Consider the following 20,766-nt stretch of genomic DNA (forward strand, 5'->3'; position numbering starts at 1 on the left):
ATTCCTCAGTCAGCTAGGGAAAGCCTTACAGTGCCGCCTGAAACGCTCACGAACGCCTTTGCCTGCGTCCAATCGAGGTGGGCGAACGGGCGGTACTGCCCGAACATGCTAAATTCTCCGAGGCCATCACGATGAATTCCGTCCAAATCGAAGCGCTCGATTTTGAATCGTGGCTCGTACAAATCGACAAGCATCCAGATTGTGTTTATCCAAAGAAGAACGTTGGGCTCATTGGCATTTTGGCCTAGAAGGCGGAGACCGGGATTGCCGAACCATTCGTGCATCCAGCGTTCGCCTAGCCGTGTCGTAATAATCTTAGCGAGGCTCTGCTCGACGTGATCGTACCCGCCGAGAACAAGCCCGGTATCAGCGCTCATGCCTGGCATGGTGACCTCTTATGGAATTCGGAAGAACGAACGGCCGGATGTGGTGTGACCACACGTGGCGGCATGGCCTTCGCGGCAAACCGGAATGCCTGAGACGCGGAACTTGGAAGTTCCTTGCGCCATTACCGGGCTGGTGTGTGGTGGTTCGCCATGTCCTGCGACACGGTCTCCAACCACTACAAGAGCTTGCCCTCGGATCTTAAACTTAGCCGCCTGCATGCCCAGCTGTACGCCACCTGCAAAATCGACACCTACGCAAGCGACACCTGGCATGAAACACCTCAGTCAAATTGATAATCGTTTGCGACCGCTTTCAGGCCGCCTCCAGATAGTTCAAAGGTTGTGCTTCCACTCTCGACCAGTAGCCGAGGAAGCTTCAGCACAAGCTCTCCGTTGCGCAGCTCAATACGGACATTGCCGAACGTGATGACATGCTCGTCTCCCTTCTCAGAGGGCGATTGATTGTCATCGGACCAGTGAAGCGAGCGTGCTGTCCCCTGCTCCACATCGCCACTGTCTGACGAGATTTCCATCGTCTGGCCGCCAGACGGCGCCGAATGGACTTTCAAAGCCCCAGCCGTCTGCGCATATGGAACCCATGGCGACAGAACGTCTTTTCCGTCGTCATCCTGACCAATAATCAAGCGAACCTTGCCGGCTTTGGGATCGATATGATCCGGCGAGACTTTGCCTTTCATCGATACACCGCCCATGCGGCGCTGGACGTCGACAAGCTGCTCCATCAGGGACTGGAGAAATTCAAGTGCCATGGTCAGCCCCCGTCTTGATCGGGCCTTTGCTCCACGAGATTAACGCCTTGCAAAACAGGCGTTTCCTCAATCATTACGGGCGCAAAGCCGGTGGTTTCGAGCTCAGAGTATGTCAGCGCATGATTTGCGCGGAACTTTTGATAATCCAGCACATCATCCGGAGATTCGATTGCTGCTTTGATATAATCAGCGACAATCGCACCATCAGGAGTGGCGCGTAGTAAAGTGTCGAGCTGAAGCCATGCGGCATACAGCGGCTTGCCAAACATTGGCTCTTCAACGGCCATAAGTTCGTAAGTCAGCTCAAGTGTCGGGATGCGTACGCCGGTTTCGATTTCAAGCAATACAAACCGAGACTTTTTCGAAGTGATCCTTGGAACGAGACGGCGCCAGAGAGCAATCCAGTCATCGTGGCCGTAGTGCATCGACGCGTCGATCTGCCTGCCTAGCAAGTTTAGGGCAAAACCAGCCTGTGCGGCCCCGAGCTCTGCGCTTCCGTCAGGAACGAGAATACCAGCCGGTGGCAGATAAGCGAAAACGTTCATGGAAACGCTCTGCATTCCACTTTGGGTTTCGCGTCCCGATGGGTTCCCGGCGACCTCATCACAGTAGACCGCAATGACCGGTAAAGGTGGGCGCCCGTCAGCACGGAGCACGTCTGCCAGCGGATCGACTGGCTGCTCAGAAACTCGATCAGCGGCCCATGTCCGGTCGGTCACCATCTTCCGAAACGATGTAACGAGCGCTTGGGAGAGAATGCTCATTTCTTTACCTCGCAAACACAGACGATGCGTCCAAGTTCGTCCGGATCGGCTCGTGTGACGCGAAGTCTAAAGTTTTGTGGGCGATCCATCGTTTCGATGACAGTGCCATCTACGGGACGATCGGAGGGGTTTTTGAATGCGTACTGATCGTAAGAGACAATAATCTTGTCGCCAGCGAGCGACGGAATGAACCCGTCGTATCTTCCGCGATCCTGCATTTGTGGAATCGTTGGCGTGAAATCAACCACGCCAACGACTTCAAGGGGCTCACGTTCAGGGTCCGGCGCTGCAGCGACAAATTCCGCTTTTTTATAGTGGGTTACGAGCGTGCGCTCACCCATGACGTCATCGACGCGGTCGGAAATTAGCCGCTCGAATTCGGCGAACTTACTGAACATGTGAGATCCTTAGAGCTTGCCCTTCAGCAGAACGCGCGGACGGGTGCAGACGTGAAGACTGTTGGTCTGCACTTCGAGGTGCACACCCTTGTCATTCAGCATTCGGTACTGCTTGGCATAAACGCGGCGACCCGGCGTATTCACGGTTTCGATGTAGTCGGCCGGCGAACGGATCGACTTGAAGAGGCCACGCACACCCATTGGGAAGAGCTGGACCTTGTCCTTCTCAATGAAGTCGGTTCCATTTACGGAGCCACGGTAGTTTTCGAAGACGATATTACCAAACTCGAAAATTCCGTAAGTGGAGCGATTTGGCCCGAGATAACCTTCGCGCAGAATTTGAGCGTCAGACCAGCCCTTATATGTTTCACGCACTTCGACGTTTTTCAAAAGCGCGTCAAAGAAGTCATCACCGCAAAGAGCGTGGATTCCGGTGAAGCGCAGGGCTCCAAGTTCATCCGAAACAGTGCGGACAAGCTTGGAGCAAGTCGCGCGTAGTGCACCATCCTTCGCGGTCCCCAACGCGAAATTGATTTCAGGAATGCGCGTAACGCCAAATTCCTTAAACAAGTCCGTTGAGCTGCCATCGGCATAAACGATAGTGCCCTTAACAGCGCCCATGCGTGCATGTTCTTCCGTCGCAGCTACACTGTCGTTGTGCTCGCTCAGGCGGCCAGCGACCTTATCGGAGAGCTGTTCAAGCTCGCTCGTGGTGCCAAACTTGCGAATGCCCTGCACTTCTTCCGCATAGATTGCGTCGTCAATCTGGAAATGAGGCACTTCAAGGGCGCGCATTTCGCGCTTCTTCTTATCTGTAGTGACGCCTGGACCACCGCGCGGAGTCGGCTGGATAAGCGTCAGCTGTGTGCCTCGCTTTTCAAAGCTTGCCAACGTGGTTGAGATCGAATCTTCAGCGAAGATGCCCAGCTCGCCAAGGCGGCCAGGGACAAATTGCAGATCTTCGATAGTGTCGGTGAGCGAATGAAGCGAGAACGCGTCGTCGTTGAAGGCGTCAAGTGTAAGTTCAGCCATGTCTAGCGTACTCCTTAGCGTACAACGATGCCGACACCAGCGAGCTGCGCCTTTTTGGCGGCCTTCGCTGCGTCATCCGCAACCGTCGTATCGTACTGAATGATGTGGGAATTGACGGTTGAGCCGCGCACGAGAGCCGAAACGGCTACGTCAGCTTCTGTTGCATCAACGCCGTAGATGTTGATTGCGGAAGCCACTTCGGCGCCTTCCTTGCCTTCGACCGCACTGGCCGGGGAAGGAATAAACTTTCCTGACGTGGTAACAGCGCCCAACACGGTGCCTGGTTCAACCTTGCCAGTCCCTGCCGGAATTACGATATTGTCACGAGAAAAGCTTACGCCAAGCTCTTCCATGATGAATTCGGCCGCGTGACGGCCTTCTGTTAGAACTCTCGCCATTGGTTCCTCACTTGTTACGCTTGGCGTTGATTTTTGCGGCTGATGCTCGCATAGGGTTCGGCCGCTCTTGGCTGGCCTCTGGCTGTCCGAAGCCGAGCGCGCCTGCGTCTTGCTTCCGCTGCTGGTAGCTCTCTTTACCCGGAGTGGACTGTGCAGCCGCTGGCGCTTTGTCCTCCGCCACAGCTGCAAGAACGGCCGCTGCAGCTTCAGCGCCAAGATCGGTGTCGAAAGCGAGCGCTGATGCGGTTGCAGGGAACTGCTTGCCCAGATCAGAAGTCACGATCGCCCGGATACGATCTTTCTGGTCTACGGCCGCAGGCGCCTGCGATTCCGGCACCTGCTCGGTGCCAGTCTTGTTTTCTGTTGCTACAGGGGCCTTATCAGCCATTGAAGCTTCTCCCTTGATGGAAATTTTAGTGGAGGTGTTTGGGGTGGACTTCTGAAGGTCAGCTAGAACCTGTTCGAACTGTCCGACTTTATCAGCCATGCCGAGGGCTACGGCTTTTGCGCCGATCTCGACCCCGCCAGAACCGAATTTCTGCTTAACGGTGTCTTCAGACACCCCGCGGTTACGCGCTACGGCCGAGATGAAGACCGTTTCTAGGTCGTCAACCATTTGCTGGATACGCGCGCGACCTTCATCAGTTTCTACGTCCGGACGCTTTGCAGGCGCGTTTGAAGAGACAATTTCAGTTGCCTTCTCGCCGGTCTTTGGAATGGTCATAACCACGCCAATCGAACCAACCATTGAGCTTTCGCTGATCACAATTTTGTCTGCTGCTGACGCGATCCAGTATCCAGCGGAGCAAGCCGCGCCGGAAACGTAGGCAGTGATCGGCTTTTTCCCGCGAGCGTCAAAAACGGATTGCGCAAACTCATCGCAGCCAGAAGCGACTCCGCCTGGCGTGTCCATATACAAGGCGATACCCTTGATCGAAGGGTCATCCAGCGCCGCCTGAAAGTCGCGGTTCAATATCTCGTATGACATCGCACCGCAGACATCTACGAACAGATTACCCCGTTTGAACAACGCGCCATGAATATTGAGAATGGCAACATCACCACGACGCGCCGCACGTTCGGTTCGCTCCAGGGGACGGGAACGGTATTTTTCCAGAACTTCGGGCGTCCATTCCTTCTCTCGCGCCGCAATGCCGAGGATATCTTCCAGGTTTTGCTGCACAATGAGCCATGGCGCCGAAAGCGCAGCTTCCAATACTTTCATTGGATTTGTCCTTGTCAGTAGCGAGAGCCGGCCGTGATCGCGCGTCTTGGACCGCGACGGCCGTGGATCGCTGCGCATTCGCTCTCAAGTTGGTTGACGAGGGATTCCAGCGACGAAAGATCCGCCGCCTTCATCTCAACGGATCGGTCTCGAAAGGAGACGCGCGTTGTTTGCCCTTCGACCTTCAATTTGATCAATGCGGGCCGAAGCACTTTCAGCGCCGCACATGGATCATAGGTCTCCTCACCGAAGAGGGCGTTATAGTCGATCGCCATTAGTCGTCCTCTTCCTTGTCGGGATCATTTTCCGGCCGGCCAGCGCCTTTACGAGATCGGCCGGGGATCTTACTTCGATCACGTTTTTCGCCGGGTGGTTGGCCGGGGTCTTTCAATCCGAGCTCGGTATCGTCCCTGCCCTGATCGAATGCCTCCTGCTCCGTGTTACGCCACGGCTCTGGAAGGCCAAGATCACGGTAGTAAGCATTTTCTTCGGACTGCTGGCGCGCTACATCATCCCAGTCTTCGCCATATGCTGAGCTGATGGCGGAAAGGGTCGTGACGCCCATTTCTTTGAGAACTTGGTACGCACGGGCAGTTTTGAACTCATCTGCCTGTGGACGGGCTGGTCCGCTCCAATTCGCGGTGCAAGCGGCATCTTTGTTTTCGAGAAACTTATCGATACCACCGGGGAATTCGAGTTTCCCCGTCATTACCATTTCCTCTAGCCAAGCCTCATAAACAGCCTGACAGAAAGGAATAATGATGTTGTTGCGACGGCGCATGACAGTTAGCCATTCATTGGCACCCGCCATGCGAACTGAAGAGTATGTCGCGCCGCGATAGTCGCCGGTGAGCGATTCATAGGAAATGTTGAAGCCAGCAGCGATTTCTCGCAGTAGCCATCCCATAAACGAGTCGTATTGCTGCCCAGGCTGCTTTGCTTCAGTGAATTGAAGCTCGTCATTCGGGAAAAGATGAGCGATGCGGCCGTGTTGCGTAAGGTCGATCTGCGAACCGTCGTACCATTCACCTCGAGCGGCGCCAAAATCTCTGATGTCAAAATCAGTGCTCTTCTGAGCGTCTCGATCCGTAAACAAGCCATCAAAAGCCGCGATACCTTTGATATCGGTCTTTAGCGTTGCGGCAAAAATTGTCTGGATTAACGCGCTTGTGAGCGTAGCATCGGCATATTGATCGACCTGACGAGTCACTTTCAGGACATTCGCGATAGGAGATATACCGCGAGTAGTACTGATAGCCGGATCGAAATAGTGAAGTACATTTCGCCGACCGTCTCCGTCGCAAGCTTGGATTTCAACAGCATCTTCCGTCCCAACGCCCGCAGGCTTGCGACGAATGAGATAAGATTGCGGACAACCCCAGCCATCGACTTTGACGCCTTGATAAAGGCCGCCCTCCATATCATTACGGTTTTCGAGACGAGACGGAGGCAGCAAGGCTACCTTCGTCATGGTTTTTGTATGCGGACGATCAATAAGAGGCAGAAGCCCAAGGATCTCCCCATAGGCGAGATATGAGGCGTACGCCGCTTGCTGCTGCATGTAGAAGTTCATGCGTCCACCCGCGTCGCATTCACGCGGATTGATCGCCCAGAGATAGAACTTGGAACCGACCTTACGGCTCCATTTATTCGCCTGCTTTGCCGTCCAACCGAGAGTCACAGCATCCGGCCGGGGCGCCAGCTTGAGACCATCCCCGACAACACCGCCTGTACTGACTGCAACACCATTCCCGATGAAACCGGAATTCTGGATACTATCGATCGCGCGGGCAGCGGCCTTTTCCCACGAGTTTTGGATGTCGACGTAGCCTTCACGCAACGCCGGCCGCCATGAAAACATGAGCGGATTTTTCTCACCCTTGAAGTAAGCCGCCTGTGGCTGCGGATATGGCAGCGGCGCGCGCGATACAGCGGGCACGCGGTATCGCGGCTTCTCAATGCTTGCTTCAGCCATGAACACCTACCCATGAAGTCTTTTGGAGAGCTCACGCAGGCTCGGACGGGCCGATGCATTGCTGCCTTTGAGCTGTTCGTATCGTTTTTCGTACTCGAAACGGCAAAGGTTCTTGGCGGCCAAGGCATAGACAGTGCAGTCTAATGCTTCAGCACGCTTCTTTCCGATGCGTTCGAACGAGATGACCGGTCGGCCTTTGACGTACTTGATCTCGCGTCGCTCCGACGTGAACTGGTCAAACCATTCAGGCTGGAGCGTATTCGAGTACCGAAACGACTGCTGATCGCCCTTTTCCAAGGGCAAATTGACCAAAATGTCGGTTTTTACGGTATCAACACCCACGATATAGAGAGTGGCAGTACGGTTTCGCCGTTTGTTGCGGCTTGCCCGAAGAACCGGATGTGGTCCGGCCTGACCTTTAATGGCGACGATGCGTCGTGCCATCGTGTATTCGCAAAAGTCATAGACGCGTTGCGTCATATTACCGTCGCCGGAGTCGACGCATGCCGCTTCGACACCAATTTCACCGCCGAGCGGATGCTTCCATCTCGTGGAAAGCAGTGCATCGAGCTCGTCCCAAGTCGATTGCAGTGTAGCGTTACCGCGAATGACGTAGTGGCCAAGAATGTAGCGATTATCTGGGCTATGCCCGATGAAAACCACTTCCAGACGGTCAGGCTGAACGTCGACGCCGGCTGTGATGTACGCAACCGCTTCGGGTATATCTTCCCGCCACTGGTTTGCCTCGTGATCCCAATCAAGGCCGAAGTCCTCAAGTCGGGTCAGAAGTTCGTTTGCGCTGACATAGTTGATCGCGGTGGACCAAACACGGCCGAGCACGGTGTTGTAAAACACCTGCATATCCGAAGGACCATTTTTGACGGCCTTTTCGTATTCTTCGGCCAGTTTTGCCCATGACGCGTTCGCAAACTGCGAAACCAGCGCATTTAGACGGAAGCCAGCATGGTTTTTGACTTCCGGCCGCATAGCCCGCCATTCACCATCCTCGACCATTTGCGGCTTGTACCGCTCCTCGATCTCGGAACCGCAGTGCGGGCAGATGCAGACGGCCTTTTCGGGCTCCCCTCGTGGCCAATCGATGTGCTGCCAGAGCATTTCGAATGGCGTATCGCAGTGGATACAGGGCACTTCAAAGATTCGCTGATCAGACTCGTCGTACCTTTTGAGGACGATAGATTTCGCTTCGTCAGTAGGCGTAGAGCCAATTACGATCTTGCGATCAGCGAAAGACGTGGTGCGCTTTTCCGCCAGCTTGATTGGATCACCTTCATTGGTGATTTCCATGCCGTCGACCTCATCCGCCAGCAGCACTTTGGCTGTGTGACGGCGAAGGTTACGCGGAGCGCGCGCCGATAGGATTTTCAGCGATCCACCACCTTGCATGGAGCGCTGAGTAAGTGTGTTACGGCCGTCGAACCGACCAATTCGCATCACCTCTCGGAGCGCTGGGCTCTCACGGAAAGCGGGATCGATTTCGTCAACAGCGATACCGCGGGCGTCGTCGTCCGTCGGCATAAGAAGAATGATCGGGCACGGGTCATTAACCGCGATGGCGCCGATTGCAGCAACCAAACCGACGGTGTAGCCGGTTCGGGCAGATTTGATCACGGAAACCCGCTCAATTGTCGGGTCACCAATCGCGTCGAGAATGCCTCTCTGGTACTTCCATGGGCGAAAACGACCAGGCGCCGAAGACGACGCCTTACTTAATCGGAAATTTTCAGCAGCCCATTGCGAGTACGATAGCTTATCTGGCGGGCGCAAAGCCTTCGCCAAGCCACGTGCAAGCACGTGGACTGCGTTACTTGCCACTTTTGAAAGACCTCTTGTCGCCGGCAATCACGCTCGCTTCGACTTCATCAGAGAGGTCGAGCAGCATGTCGCGAACCATATCGCGCAGGACTTCGCCATCGTGGGCGGTGAGATGGGGGATGCTGGTGCGCGCCTTGCTAGGCATCGTCAAAAGCATTCCTTTGATCACGCCTGCGAAAGCGGACCAGCTTGCTGAAACCTCATCAAGCGTTAGAATTTCGCCTTTGAGCTGGGCAAGCTTGATGGCTTTGATCTCTTTATCGATCCGAGTTTCTTCAGCTCGTTCGTCTGCGAGATTGTTGCCGCCTTTTGTAGCCCTACCCGCTGCCTGCTCACGCAAGCGGCTGAGGTAGTTCTGAATGGACGGGAGCGTTTCGTACCGCCCTCTTCCTGCAGCTGGCACAAGGACGCCGGTGACCTCCAGATCCCGGATAGATCGGATAGATATCCCTAGAAGGGTCGAAAGGTCAGCCTTGCTGCAAGTTTCGGGAATCCATACGCCGCCGACACTTGCTGCCTTAGCCATGACACATCCTAAATTCCGAGAGATAAGGTGACGTGGCGCGTCACTCGCTTTTCGAGATCCAGCGCAGCGAAGGATTCCGCTTGCGCAACGTTCGGTCGTGAGGGCTTCGCAAGTTCGTTTGCGAGCACAGCCATGTGGAGCTTCTTGAGGGGCTTCCGCTTCTTTGTTGTCCGGACGTAAACGTCGCTTCCGATCATGAAGGACTTGCGGAAGATCCTGCGGACGTTCCAGCCCGTTGCCTCTGTGCCTGGCATCGAGCGGTTCCACGACGGTCGACCGTAACGGCCGAGCGAAATAGCCTCATCCGCGGTGCGAACGGTTGCAGTCAGATTCATCGAGGACGCGCGGATGACCTTAGTTTTGGTATTAATCCGGCTTTTCGGAACGCCAGTTGTGGCAGCGATCCGGGTAACCGACTGACGTTTTTGCTCATCAGCGTGCTCGGAAACACCTCGCGCCATCGCAGAACGAAGCTCAGGGGACTGAATAGTCCTGATCATCTTATCGAATGCGCTCGAGCCATTGTATTTGACGTCAAGACGGTAATGAGGACCTGCCATCGTTGATGCGTCCCTAAATCAATGATACTTGGATACGCACCGCCACAAACATCAAAGAAACTTCGATGTCGCCACAAGATTTCCAAGCTTGGATTGATGAAATGAAAGCCGCCGCCCTTGCGCGCTCTGATGCAGAGTGCGCGAGGCTGCTAGACATCTCTGCAAATGCCCTCATCGCTATTAAAAAGCGCGGCGGAGACCGTAGAACGGCTCTGGCCTGTCGGGCGCTTTTGCATCGGATGGAGCCATATGGCGGCGGCTAAGGCTCAAACTACGCCATTGCTGGCGGTGAGCCTGCCTTCCGCAATCTGTTTAAGACGGCGGGAGACCTCGCGGGGGCCGTTTGGAGTGTACCGGCGACGGCCGCCAGTTCGAACTCGCCTGCTTACGCCACGCGAACCTTTACGGGGCAAAGTGGACCAGAAGGGCTGCAACGGGACCAAAAAGCCTGCGATGCTGGAAAATGCAGATAGCATGACGCTCGCCATTGGTTTGAAACCAAAACGCATAATTCTCTCCAAATTTTAAGGTTGATGCCGGGATTACCCGCTTAACACCGTTATATGAGCCTGCTTCGCAGCAGACAGGGGCGGCGGCGTTGCTTCTTCAGCGCGAACGTAGTCTTGGTCCTAGCTCCCGGCCGGCCAAGTCGGAAATTTCCCGCCCCTCGTGCACATCCGCCACGGCGGATTTGGTTGCAGCGACCGGACTCGAACCGGTGATTTCCAGGGTATGAACCTAGCGGGATGACCACTTCCCTACGCTGCTAAACTCTTGTGATTAAATGTTTCCCGGCGCGTACTGGCGTGGGTTATTGGGATCGATCTTACGCGGCATTGGCTCGCCAATCGGGAACAGACCGACCTGACCAAACCATGCAAAGCACCAGCTTACGGTTTCAAAACGAGCCGCACGTTCTTCATCTGGCGTCATAGCTGGGAAACCTTCGGCATCACATGGGCCGATAACCTTGCCGATGTATGGAAGGATGGTTCCAAAGATGCGCATTGAGATCTCCCTAAAAAGAAAACCTCGCCCGATGGCGGGGCTAAAAGACCGGATTATCCGGTTTTTTGAAACTGGAGCGGATAGCCGGGATCGAACCGGCGCAGACTGAGTGGAAATCAGGAATGCAACCTCTACATCATACCCGCTTAGTTCAGAACGGGCCGGACGCTACACCGGCTGCACTTAGGATCAAGGGCTTAGTTAACGTCTCTTATCCAGACTGTCTCTAGACATTGCCGTGTTCAGCAACCCGATGAACCTTGATCCCCATCGATTAGCGTGTCTGCTTTCCACGCCGCCGATCTGATTGGTGCCGACAGCAGGAATTGAACCCGCACCCCCCGGTTTACAAAACCATTGCTCTACCAATTGAGCTATGTCGGCGTGAAACTTCGGCTTCAGCAAAGGCATCCTGTGCCACCGGCTTGCGCCGTCATCCACCTGTCAGCGTAACTTTCCGCCGTGTCATCACGGGCCGTGCCGTGCCACCTACTAACGCTCTCCACCTCCAGCCTTACCTTCGGTTTCAACGAGACGCCTTCGCTCAGGATCTTTCAGGGACCACGTATGCGCCGGACACATCTTCTTTGGTATTCTGGCGGAGGTGCCCGCTATCCCTAATTGACGAACACCCATGGGTTTTGCGGGCCGATTGACGTCTTTTCAGCGCGTCCCGTGCTGCCACAAACATTAAATTTCAATCATTTAACAGATGTTCCTCAACCCCAAAGGGAGGAACCCCCTTTAAAAAAATAACTTCGCCGATTATTTGGGGTGCTGCGCCCCGCAGGCCATGCAAGACATATACGGTCCCTAAAGCTTTCTCGATGCATCGCATTTGCCGCAGCGCAGGCCATGGGTGCGCATTTGTATGTCATCATGTGGGCATACCCCACTCACAACAGACGCCTCTCTATGGGCTTCTATGTGGCTTTACATGGGACGGCTTCTAGCCTGGCTGTCATGCTACGCATCACCTCATCTATTGCCCCCTCATACCATGGGCCATGGCTTAGACTGGCATGGCTTGCAAGTGTGGGTGCACAGGTAGCGGCAAGGCGTGCTTAGTGCTGATCGGTAAAGCGTATGGTCTAAGCCTTTGGGCCTTGCATTGGCTTGCTTATGCTGCAGTGCGCATATGTCCCCATGCTATCGGTATGAACGGACATATACGCGGGGAGTGCTCACTCTGGCAACTAACATCATGAGTCGCGATTTAGTGTTAGGTAACATGGGGTTGACATTATGGGCCTATTGTTACCCCCTGCAGGCCCTACCCTAGACCGCAACTATTTAGCTGTTTTTGTGCTTTTTTTCGTATTACCTGCATTTTGTGCTTGCATCATACGTAACTATAGATTACCTTTAGATCATGGAAAGCGAAACGAAGCGCTAACCACCGACCGCAAGGAAAACAGGCAGAGGGCATGGTCTCTAGACCACGGCTGAACAGGCAAGCCCATAACGCCACGACCGAAAAGGCAAACTGAAATGCTCAAGTGCATCAAGTTCCAGAATTATGACCATGCCGCTGAAATGATGGGCTTTGCCATTGAAGATGGTCATGCCACAGCTTGGAATGTGAATGATAATGGCTTGGTTCGCTATCTCTGTGCAAAGTCTGGCTTCTGGCTTGATCTCACCAAGGGCACGTTCGCCGCATGGCAGTATGCGTATTGAAAGGTAACCAACATGAGCAAAACGAAAGGCCAACTTGATTATGAGAACGCAGTGGCAAAGCGCCCCTTTTACGAGGACGGCACGCCGCGCAAGACGTGGGACGAGTTGCCAGACTATGCCAAATGGTCATGGGAAAGTCGTGCTTAAGCCTTTTGGTTACCCGCTCACGGGCGGGCTTCCTGAATGCTTAACCAAGGGAAAGGGGTTTTACTATGAAACACGCAAACGATAACAGCCGCCGCAACCGTGTCGTTACCATGGGCAACATGGGCCGCGTTCGCCGCGATGACCGCCGCCAGGCTATAGCAGCCAAGGCCGCGTATCTAAACGACGCCCTACGGGGCGCATGACTAGAAACTGACTTTCTACCGGCGCTAGACGCCACGACCGCAAGGACAACCGAAAATGAAAACCTTTATACTTCTGGCCTTTGTTTGGGGTGCTTCGCCCTCTCCTGACGTCTATGTCATTGACCACGGCCTTACAGGCGAAGATTGCATAGCCGGCCTCATAAACCCGCCGAAAGTGGGTTATGATGAAGATGGTAAGGCTTTTGACGTCTCCACGGCAGAGATTGCTTGTGAACTGGATATCGACCCCGAGGAGCCTTGCAACTGCATTCTTGATGAGGATGATTAAGCATGGCGGAACAGTTTGACACAATGCTGTTTGCTAAAGCGCTGGTAAAGCGCGGCATGTCCTCAAAGGACGCTATAGCCCTTGCGATTGAAGCTAAGGCGCATATAGTGGATAGCATGGCAACGAAAACCGACCTTAGAACAGAGATTGCAAACAGTGAAATGCGGATGACTATTCGCATCGGCGGAATGTTTATCGTTGCCGTAACTGTAATCTTGGCGGTTTTGCCCTTTCTCCTGAAGTGAACGGCGCGGCCTTCAGGCCGCCCACTATCAAGCCTCTTTGCCATGGGCGCGGATGTGCCCCTGTCATGGCGCCTTGACGCCTTCAACCGGGCTATATGCCCACGACCGCAAGGAAAATACGATGTCTACTGTTTCCGTTAATGCCCGCCTGTTTCGTGCCGTTGCCGCTTTCGTCTCGTCGGATGAAGCGCGCTATTACCTGCAAGGCGTTCATATCGAACCCCATGCGAAAGGCGGCGTCATCATGGTCGCGACAGACGGGCAGAAGCTCATGTGCGTATGGGACAAAGACGGCGCGATGAAGGGCGAAAATCCAATCGTGAAACTTGACAAGGCCGCGCTGAATGCCTGCAAAGCGGTTCGCGGCGAACAGGGAGACCGCCGAATTCTCATTGAAGGCAAGACCGCGACAATTCAGGACCACGAACACAATCCGGTTGCGACCGCTTACAACGTTCTGATTGACGGAACTTATCCATCATGGCGGCGAGTAATGCCTAACGTTCAAAACCCAGCGCCGTCAGCCTATGACGCCAAGTATCTTTCAATGTTCGGAGACGCTTGCGGCGTTCTGCGCGATGATAAATGTAGCCAGATTTCACTTTATGGCGATGCAGACGGAGCGGCAATTGTGCGTTTTTCTAACATTGATTTTGCGTTCGGCCTACTGATGCCGCTGCGGTTCAACGGCGGCACGGGCTTGCCTGCCTTCATGAACGACCCCGAAGTCGAAAAGCCCGCTCAAGCCGCATAACGCAAGCCGCTTTTATCATAGGCGGGCAACCGTTCCGCCTATGCCATGGCCGCTTGTGGCTCAATTTGGGGCTTGCCCCACGACTGAACAGGAAAACGACCATGCACATTGATGCAACTTATTCCCCTGAAGATGACAAAATCCGCCTCTACGCCACGTCACGACTGGACGCGGAAACATATGCAAGAGTGAAGGCGGCGGGCTTCAAGTGGGCACCGAAACAAGAATTATTCGTAGCTCCCAAATGGACTCCAGCCCGAGAAGATTTGGCCGTCGAGTTGGCTGGCGATATCCAAGCGGAAGAAATGACGCTTGCTGAACGGGCGGAGATCAAGGCCGAACGGCTGGAGGAATTGGCGCAAAAGCGGAACCGTGAAGCGGCGTCGATGAGCCGTTACGCTGACGAACTTTCACAAGCTTTCTATATGGGGCAACCTATCCTCATTGGGCACCATAGCGAGCGCAAAGCCCGTAAGACGCAAGAACGTATGCACGCGGCACAAGGAAAATCCGTGAAGGCGGAAAAGGCCGCAAACTATTGGCTTTATCGTGCAACAGGCGTTGAATGTTTCGCCAATATGAAGAATGACCCGCGAACCCGCGCCAATCGAATCAAGACTCTACTCGCTGAATTGCGAGACCTGCAGCGCGACATTAACAGGGCACATAATACGCTAGATATTTGGGCAAAGTTCACGACTGACGAACAGATTCGCCACGCGCTAGGCTGGTTGGACTCCCGCGATACAATGTCGGGTTGGGAAACCTTTTCAAAGGTTGATAAAGGTGAACTGGCACCATCTGAAGCCCGTTTGAAATGCATTGCCAATGCTGAGAACCTTATCAATGGCCCTAACCGCAAACGTTGCATTGAACACATTCTGAATCGTCTTGCGTTTGAACGTTCTATGCTTGGTGACGTTCCAAGATTTAACGGTGAATTGACGCCTGTCATCATTCAGGCGTTCGCCCGTGAACACGGCGCGGAAAAGCCGAAATGCACCATTGCCGATGAAGGTTTTTATTTGCTGGAGTCGCCGGTCCCATTGCCAGCTCACATCAGTGAGAATTCATGGCTTGAGCTGAGCGGCGATGAGTGGCGCGATGTTATGCAGGCGTGCGGTTATACCGTGCCAACGCCAAAGCCGCGCCGTGTATCCAGCAAGCCCGCGCCTGTTAGCTTGATCAATCCAACGCCGGAACAAGCGGAACAATTGCAGCGCATTTGGAACCTGCACATGCGTGCAGCGTGTCAGGGGCAATCATTTGTTACGCCGAAAGAGAATGCAGTCAGGGGGATTACACAAGACATTTATTCACGCAATTCGAAGGGCGCATATTCGAAATATGAAACTGTCGAGATTGGCGCGGACGGTCGCCGCATTGAATGGAAATGGTTGCGTATGGAACGTGTTTTGTCCGGTACGCCGGTTGCACGCATCCGCATTTATAGCGGCGGTTATGAAACCCATAAGCCGCGTGCGGTTGTGCAAATTACTGACAAGCCGTCAAAGGCGCTTCCAATTGACCTTGACGCTATTGAGCGTGAAGCGCTCGCAGCTATCACGGAAAAGGAGTCGGCGGCATGAACCCAAATGTTTACAAGCGCCCCAATAAACCAAGGTTTGTTTCTGTCAAACAGCGCGACGATTTTGCGCCAATTGCCAAAGCTGAACCTATCGAGATTATCGCTGTAGACAAGGCTACTGAGTGCCATGTCACGCCTGATGATGTAGCTGACCGCATGGTCGGCTACTTAGGGCCGACGGGCGATTACCTGACGCTCGAACCAAGCGCCGGAACCGGTCAGCTCACAAAGGCGCTTTTACGGTCTGGACATAGTCAGTTCGAAATAACCCAGATCGAACGGCACATTAAGCTCGCGGCGGGCCTGCACAAATTTGGCCCCGTAATTAACCGCTGCTTTCTCGAATATGCGTCTGAAGCCAATGGGAAAGTTGAATTCCCGCGGGTGATAATGAACCCGCCTTTTCGGGAAGTCAGAAAACACATCGCCGCAGCCTTGAGTCTAATGGGTCGCAATGGGCACGAGTGCGCGCCATGCTTGGTGGCACTTGTACCGGTCACGTTTGAGCACTCGGGCGCCGAACTATTGGAAGTTCTTTCACCTGACACGTTTGCGACGGCGAAGGTTAACACCAAGATAATTCGTATCGTGAAAGGCTGATTCAATGCTGAATTTCACAAGCGACCAACTTTTCAACTGTTGCACGCGCTTTGCTCCTCCTGACTGGTCCGAGTTGGTAAGTCTGGAATTGGGCGCTTGCCGCACTGAAAGCCAAGAGAACGGCGACGAATTCACAATCGGCGGTCTGGATCGCGACAAAGCGGAATTCTTCACTGTCTACGCTCGTGACAAGGAAGGCTATGCAGACGCAATAACCGATATCCCGAAATTCTTCGCCGGTTGCCTCATCATGGCGGAACTATCCCGCATAAGCGGCCTTCCCGCCTCTGTAGTCTGCTGAATTAACCCGCGCTCTAGCGCACGACTGAAAAGAGAAAAACAATGATCCGTGATTTTATCAGCCTTTGCGCTGTTGTTTCCTTCGTGACCGTTTTCACGCTCTGGGCTTCCGTTGCCACAAGCTCCAACGTCACTGAACAGCGCCCACAGTTTGCACAGGTGGAGGACTCGAAATGAAAATTTATTCAGTAGGCGTCACGATTTACGCCACCGTTTACGTGCGAGGCGAGTCTGCCGAGTCCGCGCACGAGACAGCCGGCGAGTTGCGCAATTTGGCTGTGGAGGTTGAAGGCGATGACCACAACCTGTTCTGCGGCTTTGAATTCAACAATCCGGAACTGCCTGCACTCAGTATTAGTCCTTGCGTCACCATTGGTGACTTGGAGCCAGTTGCCAGCGTTGAAGAGGTGGCAGAATGAGACAGAATCGCGTGCCTGTTATGATGTCAGATGTCGAGTTGGCGTCGATAGATGAATGGCGCTGGCAGAACCGTATATCGACCCGCTCCGAAGCGATCCGCCAGCTGTGCACCAAAAGCCTTGATGCTGACGATTTACTCGAAGCAATGCTGAATGCTGAGCGCTTTATTCGCGGCTTCGAAGACGACGAATTGCAGGAAGGCGTTACCGAACTGCTGGAACAATTGCGGTCAGTAATAGCCGATGCGGGAGGTAAGCCGACATGAGACGCCAAAAGCTGTCCGTGGGCGACCGGATCACCTTTAAGGCTGCAACTCGCGCAGGTAAGCCAAAACTGACGAGGGTAGTAAACGGATTTTGGGGCGATGGCCGGCCTACTGTGAGGGCTCACGGATATGCTGACTTTGTCGTTAGCTGGAAAGAGATCCCAGCAATTCAACCTGTTGCCCAACGTTGATTGCTCTTAATGACGTTCAATATCTGCTATTGAGAATGTAAAATGCATTGAATCGAAATAGCCAACCGAAAGGAAACGGGATGGCATACAAAGTCTATAAAAAGAACATGAGCCCGCAGGATTTCAGCGAGGCTCTAAACGACGCAGGCATTACGCTTGACGACTTCGTAAAGCTGACAGGCAGGCATAGAGCACAGGCTCATCGGTATCTAACCGGAGAAGATGAGTCAGGCCCAACGCTAGCTGAAATTGTGATCGTTGAATTTCTAGCCGATAACCCCGGCCTCGTTCAGCCGATGCTAGAAATTGCGGCAGAATGGACAGACGCCGAACGGGAAAACAGTGTTCCCAGAACTGAAGCTAGAAGAGCCAAGTTCGATAATAACTAATCCGGCGCGTGCGCCACGACCGAAAGGAAAAACCAAATGCATATCAATATCGGACAAACCAGCCTCAATCAGTTCGTCTCCCTGCCCCTCAAATTGGCCAACCGTCATGGCGTCATTGCTGGAGCCACTGGCACCGGCAAGACCGTGACAATGCAGGCAATGATTGAACAGTTTTCCCGCGCTGGCGTGCCAGTCTTTGCCGCCGACATCAAAGGCGATCTCTCTGGAATCGCTGTAAAAGGCCAGCCAGGTGTCATTGCTGAGCGCTATGCCGAAATGGTCGGTTCTTACACTCCAGACGCGTGCCCGGTTCAATTCTGGGATATCTATGGTGACCATGGTGCTCCGATCCGCACATCCGTACAGGAAATGGGAACACAACTGCTTTCCACAATGCTGCAGTTAAATAATACGCAGTCCGGTGCGCTCGAAATAGCCTTTCGGATTGCAGAAGATGACAGAAGTTATCTTCTCACACTTAATGATTTGCGCTGGACGCTAAACGCCATGCTTGAGGAGCGCGAAGATGTAAGCCAGCGTTATGGCAATGTCACGGCTTCATCGATATCCGCAATTCAGCGCAATATTCTTACACTGGAAGCACAGGGCTGCGACAAGCTGTTTGGCGAGCCGCCCTTTGAGATTGCCGATTTTCTGCGTATCGATGACAGCGGCCGTGGAGTGGTTAATCTTCTTGACGCGACGCAGCTAATTGAAGCGCCGCGAGCATATGCAATGCTGTTGCTGTTCTTGCTCACCAAACTGTTCAGGGAATTGCCGGAAGTCGGAGATTTGGACAAGCCAAAACTGGTTTTCTTCTTCGATGAGGCTCATCTGCTGTTCAAAGACGCGCCTAAGCCGCTTCTCGAAAGCATCGAACGGCTTGTGCGTCTGGTCCGATCGAAAGGCGTCGGCGTATTTTTTGCCTCTCAGGCCGCTTCCGACATTCCGGAGACAGTTCTGGCACAGCTCGGCACCCGAATTCAGCATGCCTTGCGGGCATACACACCTTCGGCTCAGCGGATGGTGAAAGCAACTGTAGCAGCTTTCCGGGTCAATTCGGCTCTCGACACATCCGCTGCTATTACTTCGATGGGAATTGGCGAAGCGCTCGTCTCCGTCATGAGTGAAGGCAATATCCCCTCGCCAGTTGAACGCGTCCGCATCTTACCACCGCGCGCGCAGGTCGGGCCGATCAGCAGCGAGCTACGTTCTGACTTGCTCCAGAAATCCGAGGAATATCTCAAGTTCTCCGAAGACTTACCCGACTTTGAACAGGCAGGGGTGTTTCGCAATCGGATGCTTGTGAAGAGAGGATTCCAACCAATGGAAGTGGACGTGAAATCCCCGCCCGCACCAGCGAATTGGCAGGAAATCTACGCTCCATTAGAGGAAATCAGCGACTTCCGCCCTCCTCGCAAACCAAGGTATGCTCTTCGGTTCTTTGTGGTATGTGGAATGTTGTCGTTAACGCTAATCACTTTATCCTTTTGGATTCAGTAAATTAGTTGATAAGAATTCTTAACAATGCCCATCACAAGCCACCCATCACGAAGTGTAAATTGACTTTAATATGTCGTCATGAAATGACCGTTACGGGTGCTGAACACAGGTATGTAGGCGGACAACGAACCTGAGATGGTGGTGTTAATACAGCAGTGATTGCTTCGGTTTATCCCGAAGTGAGATCTGCACCGGGTGGTGTATTAAATTACAATATTCGGGTTGGGATAAGTCGAGGGCGTGCCTACGCCGTGTTCAGAAATCCGGTCAGTATTGGCCGTTTTTGAATAAATGTAGGAAAAATTCATGTCTGACGTAAATCATCGTCCGGCGTTGTCGTCACACGCCCTCGCCTTTGATGAATTCTTAAAACTGCCGTTCGTTCGTAGTCGCCCTAACGATGGAGCTCCGATTAATCGTTGGGTGCCGCCTGCAGGTTTGTCGTACGTCGATGCAAGCCGAACCGGCAAAACGTTCGCAGATGAATTCATGAACTATCTGCAGGATCATCCGAGTGAGATCGGAAGCAATAAATTAGGACTGATCGCATCGGATATCGATTACAGCAACCCTTATACAAAGGGGTTCTGGGTCGGGTTCTTTGCAAGGATTGAAGTTTTAGCGACCAAGGTTTCTTCGAGAAATAAGCGGGCCGACGAGTAATCGGCATAAGAAAAGGGGCGGTTTCCCGCCCCTGTTCACCATGCCTCAATTCCAGCTTCGTTGAGAATGCCTGCAATTTTGTCGGCGCCGTTATCCCTTTGTCGGCGAAACGTCGAATAAGGTATCTTCACTCTGTTGCATGCCGTTTTAGCTTGCACCTTGCGAACATCCCACATCACCGACAACATCAGGCACCGTTTAAATCCCGGCTGTGCATTGAGAAGTCTGGGCCAAGCCTCAATGTGTTCGTTGCCATACAAAACCAGATCTTTCTGACTGACCTCATGTGGCTTCCAGCGCTTTGGCCGTTTCTCGTCCGATTTAGCACTTGGCTGCGCCCATATTGGCCAATCATCGAACATTTCAGGCCAAAACCCTTTGCCGCCTTTTGGCTTCCAGCTTCCGCCAATGGCTTCCTCAATGGTCCAAGCCTTGACGAGCGCGGCTCGTACTGATTTTCCATCCCAGATGAGATCCCTCATTTACTGAACCTCCCATCTGTTACTGCTTGGTACAAATCATCTTGTGCGGCCGAGATTACCACTCGCCGAATGAATTCTTCTGGCGGGATTCCGATACGCAACGCTCTCCTGCTTATGAGCCTCCGCTCCTGGTACGACATCGGCACATTGATGAAGACAAGCTTCTGAGCTC

At 53.6% G+C, this 20,766-nt stretch carries 30 protein-coding genes and 3 tRNA genes; 15 read left to right on the top strand and 18 right to left on the bottom strand.

Annotated features, from left to right (window positions below; genetic code table 11):
• Positions 1 to 5: 5 nt before the first annotated feature.
• The 17 genes from RT142_RS01655 to RT142_RS01735 all read right to left on the bottom strand — a co-directional run bounded on the left by RT142_RS01655 (position 6) and on the right by RT142_RS01735 (position 11,259).
• A complete protein-coding gene (locus RT142_RS01655) occupies positions 6 to 386 on the bottom strand; it encodes a GPW/gp25 family protein (protein WP_313026781.1) in 381 nt (126 codons plus the stop codon).
• 9 nt (positions 387 to 395) lie between these two features.
• A complete protein-coding gene (locus RT142_RS01660) occupies positions 396 to 659 on the bottom strand; it encodes a PAAR domain-containing protein (RefSeq protein ID WP_313026783.1) in 264 nt (87 codons plus the stop codon).
• An 8-nt stretch (positions 660 to 667) separates the two neighbouring features.
• On the bottom strand, positions 668 to 1,156 hold the full coding sequence (locus RT142_RS01665; RefSeq protein WP_313026784.1) for a hypothetical protein: 489 nt from the start codon (positions 1,154 to 1,156) through the stop codon (positions 668 to 670).
• 2 nt (positions 1,157 to 1,158) lie between these two features.
• Positions 1,159 to 1,920, bottom strand: a complete 762-nt coding sequence (locus tag RT142_RS01670; RefSeq protein ID WP_313026787.1) for a hypothetical protein — start codon at positions 1,918 to 1,920, stop codon at positions 1,159 to 1,161.
• The gene (locus tag RT142_RS01675) at positions 1,917 to 2,318 is read right to left on the bottom strand and encodes a hypothetical protein (RefSeq protein ID WP_313026790.1); all 402 of its coding nucleotides are present in this window, start codon (positions 2,316 to 2,318) and stop codon (positions 1,917 to 1,919) included. The genes RT142_RS01670 and RT142_RS01675 overlap by 4 nt, the downstream gene beginning before the upstream one ends.
• 9 nt (positions 2,319 to 2,327) lie before the next feature.
• The gene (locus RT142_RS01680; protein ID WP_313026793.1) at positions 2,328 to 3,350 is read right to left on the bottom strand and encodes a major capsid protein; all 1,023 of its coding nucleotides are present in this window, start codon (positions 3,348 to 3,350) and stop codon (positions 2,328 to 2,330) included.
• A 14-nt stretch (positions 3,351 to 3,364) separates the two neighbouring features.
• The gene (locus RT142_RS01685) at positions 3,365 to 3,748 is read right to left on the bottom strand and encodes a head decoration protein (protein ID WP_313026797.1); all 384 of its coding nucleotides are present in this window, start codon (positions 3,746 to 3,748) and stop codon (positions 3,365 to 3,367) included.
• A gap of 7 nt (positions 3,749 to 3,755) precedes the next feature.
• On the bottom strand, positions 3,756 to 4,973 hold the full coding sequence (locus RT142_RS01690) for a S49 family peptidase (RefSeq protein WP_313026801.1): 1,218 nt from the start codon (positions 4,971 to 4,973) through the stop codon (positions 3,756 to 3,758).
• A 14-nt stretch (positions 4,974 to 4,987) separates the two neighbouring features.
• Positions 4,988 to 5,248 carry a gpW family head-tail joining protein gene (locus tag RT142_RS01695; RefSeq protein ID WP_313026803.1) on the bottom strand — a complete coding sequence of 87 codons (261 nt, stop codon included), beginning with the start codon at positions 5,246 to 5,248 and terminating at the stop codon, positions 4,988 to 4,990.
• Positions 5,248 to 6,948 carry a phage portal protein gene (locus RT142_RS01700; protein ID WP_313026805.1) on the bottom strand — a complete coding sequence of 567 codons (1,701 nt, stop codon included), beginning with the start codon at positions 6,946 to 6,948 and terminating at the stop codon, positions 5,248 to 5,250. Before RT142_RS01700 ends, RT142_RS01695 begins: the two co-directional genes overlap by 1 nt.
• A 6-nt stretch (positions 6,949 to 6,954) precedes the next feature.
• Positions 6,955 to 8,781 (bottom strand): phage terminase large subunit family protein, encoded by a 1,827-nt coding sequence (locus RT142_RS01705; protein ID WP_313026807.1) that lies wholly within the window; start codon positions 8,779 to 8,781, stop codon positions 6,955 to 6,957.
• Positions 8,771 to 9,307: a hypothetical protein gene (locus RT142_RS01710; protein WP_313026809.1), complete on the bottom strand. Its 537-nt coding sequence runs from the start codon at positions 9,305 to 9,307 to the stop codon at positions 8,771 to 8,773. The genes RT142_RS01705 and RT142_RS01710 overlap by 11 nt, the downstream gene beginning before the upstream one ends.
• 8 nt (positions 9,308 to 9,315) lie before the next feature.
• Positions 9,316 to 9,867 carry a hypothetical protein gene (locus tag RT142_RS01715; RefSeq protein ID WP_313026812.1) on the bottom strand — a complete coding sequence of 184 codons (552 nt, stop codon included), beginning with the start codon at positions 9,865 to 9,867 and terminating at the stop codon, positions 9,316 to 9,318.
• A 692-nt stretch (positions 9,868 to 10,559) separates the two neighbouring features.
• A tRNA-Met gene (locus RT142_RS01720) sits at positions 10,560 to 10,635 on the bottom strand.
• A gap of 12 nt (positions 10,636 to 10,647) precedes the next feature.
• Positions 10,648 to 10,875 carry a hypothetical protein gene (locus RT142_RS01725; RefSeq protein ID WP_313026814.1) on the bottom strand — a complete coding sequence of 76 codons (228 nt, stop codon included), beginning with the start codon at positions 10,873 to 10,875 and terminating at the stop codon, positions 10,648 to 10,650.
• 72 nt (positions 10,876 to 10,947) lie between these two features.
• Positions 10,948 to 11,021, bottom strand: a tRNA-Gly gene (locus RT142_RS01730).
• 162 nt (positions 11,022 to 11,183) lie between these two features.
• Positions 11,184 to 11,259, bottom strand: a tRNA-Thr gene (locus tag RT142_RS01735).
• Between the two features lie 1,107 nt (positions 11,260 to 12,366).
• On the opposite strand from RT142_RS01735, the gene RT142_RS01740 reads away from it, so the two are divergent.
• The 15 genes from RT142_RS01740 (at position 12,367) to RT142_RS01810 (ending at position 20,112) form a co-directional block, all read left to right on the top strand.
• Entirely contained in the window at positions 12,367 to 12,555 is a 189-nt protein-coding gene (locus RT142_RS01740) for a hypothetical protein (protein WP_313026816.1), read from the top strand.
• A gap of 12 nt (positions 12,556 to 12,567) precedes the next feature.
• Positions 12,568 to 12,702 carry a hypothetical protein gene (locus RT142_RS01745; protein WP_313026819.1) on the top strand — a complete coding sequence of 45 codons (135 nt, stop codon included), beginning with the start codon at positions 12,568 to 12,570 and terminating at the stop codon, positions 12,700 to 12,702.
• 65 nt (positions 12,703 to 12,767) lie between these two features.
• Positions 12,768 to 12,905 carry a hypothetical protein gene (locus RT142_RS01750; RefSeq protein WP_313026821.1) on the top strand — a complete coding sequence of 46 codons (138 nt, stop codon included), beginning with the start codon at positions 12,768 to 12,770 and terminating at the stop codon, positions 12,903 to 12,905.
• 55 nt (positions 12,906 to 12,960) lie between these two features.
• A complete protein-coding gene (locus tag RT142_RS01755) occupies positions 12,961 to 13,194 on the top strand; it encodes a hypothetical protein (RefSeq protein WP_313026824.1) in 234 nt (77 codons plus the stop codon).
• Between the two features lie 2 nt (positions 13,195 to 13,196).
• Positions 13,197 to 13,439 carry a hypothetical protein gene (locus RT142_RS01760; RefSeq protein ID WP_313026826.1) on the top strand — a complete coding sequence of 81 codons (243 nt, stop codon included), beginning with the start codon at positions 13,197 to 13,199 and terminating at the stop codon, positions 13,437 to 13,439.
• A 121-nt stretch (positions 13,440 to 13,560) separates the two neighbouring features.
• Positions 13,561 to 14,193 carry a hypothetical protein gene (locus RT142_RS01765; protein WP_313026829.1) on the top strand — a complete coding sequence of 211 codons (633 nt, stop codon included), beginning with the start codon at positions 13,561 to 13,563 and terminating at the stop codon, positions 14,191 to 14,193.
• A 101-nt stretch (positions 14,194 to 14,294) separates the two neighbouring features.
• Complete coding sequence (locus RT142_RS01770; protein WP_313026831.1) at positions 14,295 to 15,782, top strand: DUF3560 domain-containing protein; 1,488 nt, start codon at positions 14,295 to 14,297, stop codon at positions 15,780 to 15,782.
• A complete protein-coding gene (locus tag RT142_RS01775; RefSeq protein WP_313026833.1) occupies positions 15,779 to 16,381 on the top strand; it encodes a methyltransferase type 11 in 603 nt (200 codons plus the stop codon). Before RT142_RS01770 ends, RT142_RS01775 begins: the two co-directional genes overlap by 4 nt.
• 4 nt (positions 16,382 to 16,385) lie before the next feature.
• Positions 16,386 to 16,682, top strand: a complete 297-nt coding sequence (locus tag RT142_RS01780; protein WP_313026836.1) for a hypothetical protein — start codon at positions 16,386 to 16,388, stop codon at positions 16,680 to 16,682.
• Between the two features lie 41 nt (positions 16,683 to 16,723).
• Complete coding sequence (locus tag RT142_RS01785) at positions 16,724 to 16,858, top strand: hypothetical protein (protein WP_313026838.1); 135 nt, start codon at positions 16,724 to 16,726, stop codon at positions 16,856 to 16,858.
• Positions 16,855 to 17,100: a hypothetical protein gene (locus RT142_RS01790; protein WP_313026841.1), complete on the top strand. Its 246-nt coding sequence runs from the start codon at positions 16,855 to 16,857 to the stop codon at positions 17,098 to 17,100. The genes RT142_RS01785 and RT142_RS01790 overlap by 4 nt, the downstream gene beginning before the upstream one ends.
• Positions 17,097 to 17,366 carry a hypothetical protein gene (locus RT142_RS01795; RefSeq protein ID WP_313026843.1) on the top strand — a complete coding sequence of 90 codons (270 nt, stop codon included), beginning with the start codon at positions 17,097 to 17,099 and terminating at the stop codon, positions 17,364 to 17,366. Before RT142_RS01790 ends, RT142_RS01795 begins: the two co-directional genes overlap by 4 nt.
• Before the next feature lie 271 nt (positions 17,367 to 17,637).
• Complete coding sequence (locus RT142_RS01800; RefSeq protein ID WP_313026846.1) at positions 17,638 to 17,946, top strand: hypothetical protein; 309 nt, start codon at positions 17,638 to 17,640, stop codon at positions 17,944 to 17,946.
• Positions 17,947 to 17,982: 36 nt separating this feature from the next.
• Positions 17,983 to 19,449: a helicase HerA-like domain-containing protein gene (locus RT142_RS01805; protein WP_313026848.1), complete on the top strand. Its 1,467-nt coding sequence runs from the start codon at positions 17,983 to 17,985 to the stop codon at positions 19,447 to 19,449.
• A 306-nt stretch (positions 19,450 to 19,755) separates the two neighbouring features.
• Positions 19,756 to 20,112 carry a hypothetical protein gene (locus RT142_RS01810; protein WP_313026851.1) on the top strand — a complete coding sequence of 119 codons (357 nt, stop codon included), beginning with the start codon at positions 19,756 to 19,758 and terminating at the stop codon, positions 20,110 to 20,112.
• A gap of 35 nt (positions 20,113 to 20,147) precedes the next feature.
• Here the strand turns inward: RT142_RS01810 and RT142_RS01815 are convergent, their stop codons facing one another.
• Positions 20,148 to 20,594, bottom strand: coding sequence for a hypothetical protein (locus RT142_RS01815; protein WP_313026854.1), 447 nt, complete (start codon positions 20,592 to 20,594; stop codon positions 20,148 to 20,150).
• Between the last annotated feature and the right edge of the window lie 172 nt (positions 20,595 to 20,766).

Source organism: Brucella sp. (assembly GCF_032066345.1).
Taxonomy (GTDB): domain Bacteria; phylum Pseudomonadota; class Alphaproteobacteria; order Rhizobiales; family Rhizobiaceae; genus Brucella; species Brucella pseudogrignonensis.